The organism is Rhodococcus sp. 15-2388-1-1a (assembly GCF_002259145.1).
Classification (GTDB): Bacteria; Actinomycetota; Actinomycetes; order Mycobacteriales; family Mycobacteriaceae; genus Rhodococcoides.
Genome location: NZ_NPFP01000016.1, coordinates 23,166 through 35,152, shown reverse-complemented (window position 1 = coordinate 35,152; position 11,987 = coordinate 23,166). Strand labels below are relative to the sequence as shown.

Annotated in this window: 11 protein-coding genes; 10 read left to right on the top strand and 1 reads right to left on the bottom strand. The window is 63.5% G+C overall.

What is annotated here, in order from left to right:
- Positions 1–72: 72 nt before the first annotated feature.
- Both CH302_RS10590 and CH302_RS10585 read left to right on the top strand, forming a co-directional pair.
- Entirely contained in the window at positions 73–936 is an 864-nt protein-coding gene (locus CH302_RS10590; RefSeq protein WP_037194368.1) for an SDR family NAD(P)-dependent oxidoreductase, read from the top strand.
- Positions 929–2,077, top strand: a complete 1,149-nt coding sequence (locus CH302_RS10585) for a CaiB/BaiF CoA transferase family protein (protein WP_037194371.1) — start codon at positions 929–931, stop codon at positions 2,075–2,077. Before CH302_RS10590 ends, CH302_RS10585 begins: the two co-directional genes overlap by 8 nt.
- On the opposite strand, the gene CH302_RS10580 is transcribed toward CH302_RS10585, so the two are convergent.
- Entirely contained in the window at positions 2,068–2,679 is a 612-nt protein-coding gene (locus tag CH302_RS10580; protein ID WP_052047992.1) for a TetR/AcrR family transcriptional regulator, read from the bottom strand. The two genes, CH302_RS10585 and CH302_RS10580, sit on opposite strands and share 10 nt — an antisense overlap.
- A gap of 206 nt (positions 2,680–2,885) precedes the next feature.
- On the opposite strand from CH302_RS10580, the gene CH302_RS10575 reads away from it, so the two are divergent.
- Genes CH302_RS10575 through CH302_RS10540 form a run of 8 tightly spaced genes read left to right on the top strand, consistent with a single transcriptional unit; the run spans position 2,886 to position 11,957 of the window.
- Complete coding sequence (locus CH302_RS10575; RefSeq protein ID WP_032367170.1) at positions 2,886–3,287, top strand: SCP2 sterol-binding domain-containing protein; 402 nt, start codon at positions 2,886–2,888, stop codon at positions 3,285–3,287.
- Between the two features lie 17 nt (positions 3,288–3,304).
- Positions 3,305–4,852 carry an acyl-CoA synthetase gene (locus tag CH302_RS10570; protein WP_052047993.1) on the top strand — a complete coding sequence of 516 codons (1,548 nt, stop codon included), beginning with the start codon at positions 3,305–3,307 and terminating at the stop codon, positions 4,850–4,852.
- Positions 4,849–6,108 carry a cytochrome P450 gene (locus tag CH302_RS10565; RefSeq protein ID WP_032367169.1) on the top strand — a complete coding sequence of 420 codons (1,260 nt, stop codon included), beginning with the start codon at positions 4,849–4,851 and terminating at the stop codon, positions 6,106–6,108. The genes CH302_RS10570 and CH302_RS10565 overlap by 4 nt, the downstream gene beginning before the upstream one ends.
- Positions 6,109–6,127: 19 nt before the next feature.
- Positions 6,128–6,919 carry a coniferyl-alcohol dehydrogenase gene (locus CH302_RS10560; RefSeq protein WP_032367168.1) on the top strand — a complete coding sequence of 264 codons (792 nt, stop codon included), beginning with the start codon at positions 6,128–6,130 and terminating at the stop codon, positions 6,917–6,919.
- 6 nt (positions 6,920–6,925) lie between these two features.
- On the top strand, positions 6,926–8,320 hold the full coding sequence (locus CH302_RS10555) for an aldehyde dehydrogenase family protein (RefSeq protein WP_082323810.1): 1,395 nt from the start codon (positions 6,926–6,928) through the stop codon (positions 8,318–8,320).
- 54 nt (positions 8,321–8,374) lie between these two features.
- Positions 8,375–9,382: an ABC transporter ATP-binding protein gene (locus CH302_RS10550; protein ID WP_037194373.1), complete on the top strand. Its 1,008-nt coding sequence runs from the start codon at positions 8,375–8,377 to the stop codon at positions 9,380–9,382.
- A gap of 1 nt (position 9,383) precedes the next feature.
- A complete protein-coding gene (locus CH302_RS10545) occupies positions 9,384–10,721 on the top strand; it encodes an FAD-dependent oxidoreductase (RefSeq protein ID WP_037194375.1) in 1,338 nt (445 codons plus the stop codon).
- A gap of 57 nt (positions 10,722–10,778) precedes the next feature.
- Complete coding sequence (locus CH302_RS10540; RefSeq protein WP_037194377.1) at positions 10,779–11,957, top strand: acyl-CoA dehydrogenase family protein; 1,179 nt, start codon at positions 10,779–10,781, stop codon at positions 11,955–11,957.
- The last annotated feature ends 30 nt before the right edge of the window (positions 11,958–11,987 follow it).

The window sequence follows — 11,987 nt, the reverse complement described above, 5'->3', positions numbered from 1 at the left end:
GGTTCGCATCGATGGACGCCGTCGATCGGCCGGTGATCTCGAACATCAACTCGAATGCCAAGGAGAATCGACATGCCAGGAGTCAAGGACCGCGTCGTGGTCGTCACGGGAAGCGGCGGCGGGCTGGGCCGCGAGTACGCATTGCTGTCGGCCGCGGAAGGCGCTCGGGTCGTCGTCAACGACCTCGGCGGATCCAAGGACGGTTCGGGACGCGGTTCGGCGATGGCGGACGACGTGGTCGCCGAAATCCGCGACGCGGGCGGTGAGGCGGTCGCCAACTACGACGACATCTCGACCACCGACGGTGCCCAGCGGGTGATCGATACTGCAATATCGACTTTCGGAGCGGTCCACGGGATCGTCAACAACGCGGGAATCCTCCGTGACGGGTCCTTCGCCAAGATGACCCCCGAATCGTGGGACGCCGTGATGAAGGTGCACCTGTACGGCAGCTTCAACATCACTCGCGCAGCGTGGCCGCACCTGAAGGAACAGGGATTCGGGCGAATCGTGATGGCCACCTCGACGAGTGGCTTGTTCGGGAACTTCGGTCAGGCCAACTACGGCGCCGCCAAAGCAGGGCTGGTCGGGTTGCTCAACACGCTGGCGATCGAGGGGGAGCGAAGCAACATTCTCGTCAACGCTGTCGCGCCGATGGCCGCAACCAGGATGACCGAAGGCATCGCTCCGCAGGACCTTCTGGACACGCTTCCGCCCGCCTTCGTGGCACCGGTGGTCGGATATCTGCTGACCGAGGAGTCGACCACCACGGGCTCGGTTTTCGTCGCGGGCGGCGGAGCGGTGTATCGGGTTGCTCAGTTCCAGAACGACGGCGTCAGGTTCGAGACGCCCCCGTCGGTCGGTGTCGTCGCCGAACGGTGGTCGGAGATCACCGATCTGAGCGGCGCGCGCGTGGGATCGAACCCTCTTGGCTGAGCATCCCGGACCCCTCTCGGGCATCCGGGTTCTCGAGATCGGGGGAATGGGACCTACCCCGTTCGCCGGAATGACTCTGGCGGACATGGGTGCCGAGGTCGTTCGGGTGGAACGTCCAGGCGGACTCGGAGTTTTCCCGGGAAAGCCGGAGCAGGACATCCTCAATCGAGGCAAACGCTCGGTCGGTCTGGACCTGAAGTCTCGCGATGCGGTCGATGCCGTGCTGACGATGGTGGAGCGTGCCGACATTCTGATCGAAGGTGGGCGGCCGGGTGTCGCCGAGCGGCTGGGAATCGGACCGAACGAGTGTCACGCACGTAATCCCGCGCTGGTCTACGGCCGGATGACCGGTTGGGGTCAGGACGGTCCGCTGGCCACCAGCGCCGGACACGACATCGGCTACATCGCCATCACCGGCGCGCTCCACGCCATCGGTGATGCGGGAGGCCCTCCGCAGATTCCGCTGAACCTCGTCGGCGACTTCGGTGGCGGCAGTACCTATCTGGTGATGGGCGTCCTGGCGGCATTGCTGGAATCGAGGGTGACCGGGCGTGGTCGCGTGGTGGACGCGGCGATCGTCGACGGCACTGCGCACCTGCTGGCCGGCACCCACGCGCTGATGAACACCGGTACGTGGTCCGATACCCGCGGAGTGAACATGCTCGACGGCGGAGCGCCGTACTACGGGGTGTACGAGACCCGGGACGGCCGACACATGGCAGTCGGAGCCATCGAGCCGAAGTTCTATGCGCTGCTGCTCGACGGACTCGGCGTGACGGCACTGGACCCAGGTGCTCAGAACGACAGGAGCACCTGGGCGGCAACGGCATCGGTGATCGCGTCTGCGTTCATGACTCGGACGCAACGGGAATGGACGGCGGTGTTCGGCGGTACCGACGCGTGCGTGTCACCCGTGCTGAGCATGCTGGAGGCGCTCGATCATCCGCACATCCGCCGGCGTGGTTCTGTGGTGCGGGACAACGGCCTGGTGCAGCCGATGCCTGCGCCGAGATTCTCGGGCATCGAACCGACCGTCACGGCGGGGCCGCCCGCGGTCGGGCAGCATACCGAGGACGTACTACTGCAGTGGGGTGTCGATCCTGAGCCGTTGCTCGAGTCCGGAGCGGCCTTTCAGGGCTGAGGAGTCGACGGCGCATCCCGGCGGGCGGCGTCGAGCAGAAGTCGCAGTGACCATTCGAGGTCCGCGGCATCCTCGTCGTGCAACACCGATTGTTCGAACCCGGTGAGCATCGCGACCCCGGCGAGCGCGTAGCGGCGCGCGAGCTGCGGGTCCGACACGACGTGCTCGAACGCTTCTTCGGCGACGTCGTACCGCTGCAGGTCGACCGTTCGTTGAACGCGCGCCGCGGTGGGATCGACTGCGGCCCAGGCGCGGATGGCGGCCTCGGCACGGTGCGGGAGATTTCCGACTGCCTCTACGAGCATTCCCAACCGTTCGACCGGATCGCTGTGCGCCTGAGCGGTTTCGGCGATCCGCACGGTTCGTTCCTGATACCAGAAGTCGAGGAATTCGGTGCAGAAATCCTTCCACCCTCCGAAGCTGTGGTAGAACGCGCCGGTCGTGACACCGAGGGATTTGCACAGGGCGGCTTGCTTGAAGCCTCCGTAGCCGACCGTGGCCAACAGCACGAGGGCGTGTTCGAAGAACGGCCGCTTCAGGTCGCCACCGGCTCGGGGCGGTGGCCCGGGCCGGTGCTCCGGGACGGATGTTCGTTCGTTCACCGTTCGATGATACGGGGCAGGCATGGTCCTGCCGGAACCTCGGCCGTCCGAGGCTTGCGTAATTCCGTAAGTCGAGTTATGTTCGTGTGACGCACCGCACAGGTGCGCCAAGGTGTGAGGGTTTCCGACTCGCTTGTCCAGAATCTGTTTCTAATCGAACAAAGATTAAAAGAGATGATTCTGGCGGTCTACCAGGAGGTTTAGCAGTGAGCTTCACAGACTCGAACGAGGTCAAGAAGTATCTCGGAGGAATCTTCGAGGCCGCGTTCGCAGACGCGGAGATCGGTCCCAAGCTGAGGGACACCGGCATCGTGCTCAAGACGATCTACACCGATCCGGAGTCGATCCTGGTCATCGACACCACGACCGGAGAGGTCACGGGCGGCGACGAATCGTCCGCCTCGACCGCGACCATGCGGATGTCCGCAGACACCGGCAACGCGTACTGGCAGGGGAAGGTCAACCTGCCGCTGGCCATGGCCAAGAGCAAGATCAAGGTCGAAGGCAACGTCGCGTCCCTGCTGAAGTTGGCACCGCTGGGCAAGAAGTTGTATCCGAGCTACGTCGCGGCCCTTCAGGCCGACGGCCGCGACGACCTGCTGGTCTGAAGGGGCTGAGAACAGACATGTATCCCGGCATCCATGCCAAGTCCAACCCGGACAAGCCGGCGGTCATCCTCGCAGGCAGCGGGGAGACCGTCACCTACGGCGAACTCGACCGGCGTTCGACCGTCCTCGCCTCCGCTATGCATCGCCTCGGTCTTCGGAAGGGTGACGGCATCGCGATCCTTGCCGACAACGCCGCAGAAGTATTCGAGATCTACTGGGCTGGAATGCAATCCGGTTTCTACATCACGCCGGTCAACAAGAATCTCGCAGCCGACGAGGTGGCGTACATCGTCACCGATTGTGATGCCAAGGTGCTGTTCGTGTCCGGTGCTCTCTCCGGATTGGGCGCAGACGTTCGCGCACTGTTGCCGACGCTGACGCACGCCTACGCATTCGGTGACGCGATCGAGGGTTACGAGTCCTACTCGGACCTGCTGAGCGAGGGCGGCATTCCGCTCGTCGATCGTCCACGCGGCGCAGACATGATGTACTCCTCCGGCACCACGGGTCGGCCCAAGGGCATCCGCTCGGCGATGCTTCCGATCCAGGTCGATCAGCCGGGCGATCCGATCGTGGGACTGCTGGGCCACATGTTCAAGGTCGGCCCCGACGACGTGTACCTGCAACCGGCACCGATCTATCACGCAGCTCCGCTGAAGTGGTCCGGTGCCGTCCACGCGCTCGGCGGCACGGTCGTGATGATGGAGAAATTCGATGCGGAGGGCGCGCTCGCGGCCATCGAGAAGTACGGCGCAACGATCGCGCAATTCGTTCCCACGATGTTCGTTCGCATGTTGCAGCTCCCCGAGGACGTGCGGAACCGCTACGGCCATTCCAGTCTTCGGCTGGCCGTTCACGCCGCGGCACCGTGTCCACCCGAAGTGAAGCAAGCGATGATCGATTGGTGGGGCCCGGTGCTGTTCGAGTACTACGGATCCACCGAGCAGAACGGCATGACGTTCGTGTCCTCGGCCGAGTGGCTGCGCAAGCCCGGGTCGGTCGGTAAGGCGGTCGTCGGAGACCTCCACATCTGCGACGAGGAAGGCAACGAGTCGAATCCGGGTGACATCGGAACGGTCTACTTCGCGCGCGAGACCATGCCGTTCGTCTATCACAAGGACGAGAAGAAGACCGACGAAGCACGCCACCCGCATCATCCGACGTGGACGAGCGTCGGCGACCTCGGATACGTCGACGACGACGGTTACCTGTTCCTCACGGATCGAAAGTCGTTCGTGATCATCTCCGGCGGGGTCAACATCTACCCGCAGGAGATCGAGAACGTACTGGCCATGCACGACAAGATCTTCGATATCGCGGTCATCGGGGTCCCGGATGCGGAGATGGGCCAGTCGGTCAAGGCTGTCGTTCAACTCAAGCCGGGCGTCGAGCCGTCGGACGAGTTGGGGCAGGAGATCATCGAGTACGTGCGCGCCCGCATCGCTCGATTCAAGGCACCACGTTCGGTCGATTTCGTCGACGAACTGCCTCGCACACCCACCGGCAAATTGGTCAAGCGTGAATTGGAAAAGTCCTACCAGGTGCAAGGAGCGGTGTCGTCATGACGTCTGTCGTCGAAAGTCCTCGTAGGTCGTACGATCCGCTGTCCGTCTCGCACCTCGGTTTCTGGGCGTCGACTGCCGACGAACGCGAGAAGACGTTCTCGGTGCTCCGTCGGGAACGACCGATCAGCTGGCACCCTCCGCTCGAGGGTGGCCTCATGCCGCCGGAGAACGACGGTGTGTGGGTGTGTACCTCACACGAGTTGATCGCCGAGGTCAGCAAGCATCCGGAGCTGTTCTGCTCGGGACAGGGCTTCCAGTTCGAGGAAGTCCCGGACGACATCCTGGAGGCAGCTGGGTCGTTCCTCGGGATGGACTCGCCGCGCCACGGCGCTCTGCGCAAACTGGTCAGCGCAGCGTTCACCCCGAAGCAGGTCTCGAAGATCCACGATCAGATCAAGCGTCAGGCCGCCAGCATCGTCGACGACGTTCTGCAGACACCGTCGGGAGACTTCGTCACGCAGGTGTCCAAGCGTCTGCCGATGTGGACCATCTACGAAATGATGGGTCTCGACGACGAAGACAAACGCAACGAGGCTGCACACCATGCCGACGGAATGGTCTCGTGGGCGGACGAGGACGTCGCTGCCGGAAGAGAACCGGGTGAGGTACTCAACGACGCCCTCGTCAGTCTGTTGATGTTGGGAATGGACCTCGCCGCCGAGCGTCGGGCGCACCCGCGCAGCGACCTGATGACCAACCTGGTCAACGCCGAGGTCGATGGCAAGAAGTTGACGGACGAAGAGATCGGATCGTTCTTCGTGTTGTTGTCGGTCGCAGGAAACGACACGACGCGCAACACGATCAGCCTCACTCAGCGCGCATTGCAACTGAATCCGGACCAGCGAGACTTCCTGCTCGGAGATTTCGACGGCCGAATCGGCACTGCGATCGAGGAATTCGTTCGCTACAACTCTCCGGTCATGACATTCCGGCGTACCGCCACCCAGGACACCGTGCTCGGTGGAGAGAACATTCGGGCAGGTGACTGGGTCGCGATGATCTACTCGTCGGGCAATCGAGACGAGAAGGTATTCGATCGTCCGGACCTGTTCGATCTTTCGCGAAACCCCAACCCGCACCAAGGGTTCGGCGGTGGTGGCCCGCACTTCTGCATGGGAAATTTCGTGGCGAAGATGCAACTGCGCGAGATCTTCGATCAGCTGCTGCATCGCGCTCCCGGCCTCACCGTCGGCGAACCGACGTATTTGGCCGGCAACTTCGTCCACGCAGTGAAATCACTGCCGTACTCCCTCTAGCTTTTCGGAAGGTCAAGACATGTCAGAATTCGCGGGAAAGCGCTACGTCGTCACCGGTGCCGCATCAGGGATCGGCCATTGCGTGGCCGAGAAGCTTCTTGCCGAAGGTGCCGAGGTGTTCAGCCTCGATCGCAACACCCCGACCGCAGCGGTCACCGGGCACATCGAGGTGGATCTGGCGAATCCATCCAGCATCGATGCGGCCATCGAACAGCTCGACGGTACCTTCGACGCGCTGCTCAGCGTGGCCGGCGTCCCCGGAACCGCGCCTGCCGACACGGTTTTCGCGGTCAACTCGCTCGCAGTCCGGCACCTCACGGAATCGTTCCTCGATCGGCTTGGCGAGCAGGGCAACGTGGTCGTGGTCTCGTCCACGGCGGGCTTCGGTTGGCCACAGCGTCTCGAGACCATTCGTGAGGTTCTCGCCACCGACACCTTCGAGGAGGGTGCACAGTGGTTCAAGAGCAATCCGCAGCAGGGCAATGCCTACAACTGGTCGAAGGAAGTCACCACGGTCTACGTCATGTCCATGGGACTGGCATTGCACGAGATGGGATTTCGTATCAACGCCGTCCTGCCGGGCCCGGTGAACACGCCGATCCTGAAGGACTTCCGCGAGACCATGGGTGACGACACGATCGACGGACTCGAAACGATGCTCGGCAGGCACGCGAACCCGGAAGACATTGCGGATGTCGTTCTGTTCCTCGCCTCCGACTCCGCGAGGTGGGTCAACGGCGAGACGATCACGGTCGACGGCGGAACCGGTGGCGCGGTTCTGTCCGGCTCGGTGCCGGTACCGGAGTTCTGAGCCGACATGACAACGACAGAGACTCGCGAAATGTCCTCGCCTGCACTGGAACGACGTGTGCAGGCGTTGCGGGCAGTACATGCGTCGGGCCGGACACGGCCGATCGAATGGCGACTCAAGCAGCTCGAGGGCATCGTTCGCCTCGTCACCGAACGGGAGGCCGATGTCGCCGCGGCGTTGGCGAAGGACCTGGGGCGCAGTCCCGTCGAAACCTGGCTCGGCGACCTGACGTCGACCAAGGGTGAGGCCGAGTACGCGATCAAGCACCTGCGCCGATGGATGAAGCCCGAGCGAGTTCGTTTGCCGCTCAATCAACTTCCGGGCTCGGCGTGGGTTCAGGACGAGCCGCTCGGAGTCGTTCTCGTCATCGGACCGTGGAACTACCCGGTCTACCTCACGCTGGGACCGCTGATCGCGGCGGTTGCCGCAGGCAACTGCACCGTGGTCAAGCCCTCCGAGCTTGCACCCGCAACCTCGGCACTGTTGGCGACACTGTTGCCGCAGTACGTCGATCCCGACGCCGTCATCGTCGTCGAGGGCGACGGAGCGACAACTCAGGAATTGCTCGCGCTCGGATTCGACCACGCGTTGTTCACCGGTGGCACCGAGGTCGGCCGCAAGATCATGGCAGCGGCGGCACCGACTTTGACGCCGGTCACTCTCGAGCTCGGAGGGAAGAGTCCGGCCATCGTGACCGCCGATGCGGATCTCGACGTGGTCGCACGGCGGATCGCGTGGGTCAAGCTGCTCAACTCCGGGCAGACGTGTATTTCACCCGACTACGTTCTGGTCGACGAGAAGGTGCGCGACCGATTGGTCGAGAAGTTGGTTGCGACCGTGGCACAGTTCAGGTCCGATCAGGTCGGTGGCCAGCGCATCGTCAACAAACGACAGTTCGACAGACTTGCCGGGTACATCGCTGAAACGAAGGGCAGAATCGTAACGGGCGGTGGCGTCGACGAGGGTGCTCTGACCATCGAGCCGACCATCATCGTCGATCCCGATGTGGCGGAACCGGCGATGTCGGACGAGATCTTCGGTCCGATTCTTCCGGTTGTCGGCTACCGTACGACCGAGGATGCGATCGCATTCGTCAACCGGAGACCGAAGCCGTTGGGGCTGTACATCTTCAGCTCGTCGAAGAAGGCCGCCCGAGACATGACCGACAGAATTCCCGCGGGCGGAGTCGTCATCAATCACGTTGCGCTGCATTGCCTCGTGGCCGCGCTTCCGTTCGGCGGTGTCGGTGCCAGCGGTATGGGTGCGTACCACGGTGAATGGGGTTTCCATACCTTGAGTCACCGCAAGTCCGTGCTGTCGAAGACCCTCAAGCCGGACATTCGAGTCATCTATCCGCCCTACACCGAGCGGGCCAAGAAGATCATGCGAAGGATCTTCTGACGCTCGAAATGCAAGTGGTACAGACGGTTTCACTGGACAACGAAGGAGCACTGGATGGGCGTCGAGGTCTCGGTGAGTGGACTCACCAAATCGTTCGGTTCGCAGAGCATCTGGAAAGACGTGTCTCTGACATTGCCGGCGGGTGAGGTGAGTGCACTACTGGGGCCCTCGGGTACAGGTAAATCGGTGTTCTTGAAATCGTTGATCGGACTGCTACGCCCCGAAGAGGGTTCGATCGTCGTCGACGGCACCGACATCATGCAGTGTTCCTCGCGGGAGCTCTACGAGATTCGAAAGCTGTTCGGCGTGCTGTTCCAGGACGGCGCATTGTTCGGCTCGATGAACCTGTTCGACAACGTCGCCTTTCCGCTGCGCGAGCACACCAAGAAGTCCGAGTCCGACATCCGCGCGATCGTGATGGAGAAGCTCGAACTGACGGGTCTGCTCGGTGCGGAGGACAAGCTGCCCGGTGAGATCTCGGGCGGCATGCGCAAGCGGGCCGGATTGGCGAGAGCGCTCGTTCTCGACCCGAAGATCATTCTGGTCGACGAGCCCGATTCGGGGCTCGATCCGGTCCGCACCACCTACATCAGTCAGTTGCTACTCAACATCAATGCCCAGATCGATGCGACCACGCTGATCGTCACGCACAACATCAATCTCGCTCGAACGGTGCCGGACAACATCGGCATGTTGTTCCGCAAGGAGTTGGTGATGTTCGGGCCTCGAGAGGTGCTCTTGACGTCGGACGAGCCCGCGGTCAAGCAGTTCCTCAACGGAACGATGATGGGTCCGATCGGAATGAGCGAGGAGAAGGACTCTTCGCAGATGCGCGAGGAGATCGCACTGATGGAGGCCGGTCATCACCTCGGCGGCGTCGACGACATCGAGGGGATCATGCCGCAGATGGAGCCGACGCCGGGAATGCCGCGCAGACAGGCGGTCGATCGACGCAGGGAACGAGTACGGCTCATCGTCGACACCCTCCCGGCCGATGCCAGGGCGGCAGTCATGCGCAGTCTCGACGAGGACACACAGGAATTCGGGATGGTGAGGGGCTGAGATGCGCGTTGCCGTCATCGGTGCGGGTGTCGCGGGCGCTGCCGCCGCCAGAATCCTGAAGCGCGAAGGGCACGAGCCCGTCGTACTGGAAGCGGCCGACGGAATCGGTGGCCGGGTGCGGACCGTCGAGCACAACGGCTTCGAGATCGATTCCGGGGCCATCTTCGTCATGGGTTCGTACGCACGGACCCGCGCCGTCCTGCGGGAGCAGGGGCGAATGTCGATGATGCGGAGATGGCATGCGCGAACCGCAGTGCTGGACGGCGCAGGTCGCAAACACCGAGTGCGGCTCGATCGTCCATGGACCTTGTTGAGGTTGCCGCAACTCACCATCGGCGATCGTCTGCGCGCCGTACGACAGATCGGACGCTTGGCGCTGGGCCGCGACCAGGGGCCCTTCGATATCGACGACCTTGCCGCGGCCGACGACGGCCGCACACTGGACAGATGGTCACGGGATTCGCTCGGTGATCGAACGTTCGAGTACGTCGTGCGACCCTTGATGGACCCGTTGACCGGAGCCGATCCGAGGAAGATCTCGGCCGGATTCGTCAAAACCCTGCTGACTCAGGTGCATCGGACCCAGTTGACCGTTCCCGATGGTGGCCTCGGACGCATTGCCGAGTGGCTGCTCGACGGCGTCGACGATGTACGGATCGGTACGCGCGCACTCTCGCTCGAACGCAACACCGACGGGATCACCGTGCTCACTGCGGACGGTCCGGTCCACGCAGACGCAGCCGTACTCGCCACCGATGTTCGAACCGCCGCGGCCCTGCTCGACGGGGTCGTCGATTCCGCCATCACCGATGCCCTGTCCGCCGTGGTTCCGGTGACGGCTCATCACGTCGTGTTCGGATATCACCGGGATCCGTGGCCGGATGTGCCCTACGACCTCGTCGTGCACGGCGCGCCGGGAGTGCACCACAACTACGGAGTTCTGCTGAACGGCAGACGCGCTCCACGATCGGTGCCGACGGGTGCTCAAACGGCCAGCGTGTGGCTCGACGCGGCTCAGACGGACGGCCTGTCGGAGGTCGATGTGGTCGCCAGAGCCCGTCTGGCAGTGGCCATGGCATTCTCGGATGCCGAGCCCGATTTCACGCGCATCTTCCCGATGGATGTGGCGCTGATCGCTCCGGTTCCCGGGCACTACGCCGCAATGCGGACCGCCAGGGATTCGATGCCCGCGAACCTCCGACTCGCGGGCGACTTCCTCACCCACTCGGGCATCGAGGCGGCGCTGCTGGCAGGAGAGCGGGCCGCGAAGGACCTGCTCGGTGCCGGAGCCGACAACGTCCGGCAACTCCGCCGACGTGAGGAAATACGCCCCGCCTAGCAGGAAGTGCGTTCCACGTAGTGGACGCAGGAGCTCGCCCTCCTCGATAGTGGTCCTATGGACACGCTGAATCCCGATGTACCGGATGACGTCTTCGCGGACGTGTTGAAGCAGATCTCGCAGTTCGTGCGATCGCGTGTTGTGCCTCGCGAGCTCGAGATCATGAACACCGATTCGATTCCCGAGGATCTGCGGAAGCAGGCCGCGGAGATGGGACTGTTCGGCTACGCGCTTCCGCAGGAGTGGGGTGGGCTGGGCCTGAACCTGATTCAGGACGTCGAGTTCGCGATGGAGCTCGGGTACACCTCGTTGTCGCTGCGATCGATGTTCGGCACCAACAACGGGATCGCCGGGCAGGTGCTCGTGGGGTTCGGTACCGAGGAGCAGAAAGCGACGTGGTTGCCGGGCATGGCATCGGGCGACATCGTGGCGTCCTTTGCGTTGACCGAGGACGGGGCAGGGTCGAATCCGGCGGGCTTGAAGGCGACGGCGACGGTCGACGGCACCGGGTGGGTCATCAACGGCAGCAAGCGATACATCACCAATGCGCCGATCGCGAACATGTTCGTCGTGTTTGCCAAGTTGGATCCGAAACCGCAGAGTGGCAACGGTATCGCGGTATTCCTGGTTCCTGCCGACACCGCCGGGATCGACGTGGGCGTCAAGGACGCGAAGATGGGGCAGCAGGGTTCCGGGACGGCCGATGTGAACTTCACCGACGTGCGGGTCGAGGCCGACGCACTGGTCGGCGGCAATGGCGACATCGGCTACAAGGCGGCGATGACCTCGTTGGCGCGGGGGCGGGTGCATATCGCGGCGCTGGCCGTCGGTCAGGCGCAGCGTGCGTTGGACGAGTCGGTGTCCTATGCCGCGGCGTCCACTCAGGGCGGTGAGCCGATCGGTAACTTCCAGTTGGTGCAGGCGATGATCGCCGATCAGCAGGTCGGTGTGATGGCGGGACGGGCGATGGTGCGTGAGGCTGCGAGGGCATGGGTGCAGGAGACCGACCGACGTATCGCGCCGTCTGCGGTGAAGTTGTTCTGCACCGAGATGGTCGGCAGGGTCGCCGATCTGGCGGTCCAGATTCACGGCGGTGCCGGGTACATGCGGGAGGTTCCGGTCGAGCGCATCTACCGGGATGTACGGCTGCTTCGGTTGTACGAGGGCACGAGCGAAATTCAGCGGTTGATCGTCGGCGGTGGCTTGATCAGAGCGGAACAGAAGCGGACCTCGTGAGCATCGGAACGCACGAGTTGGGCTGCGACG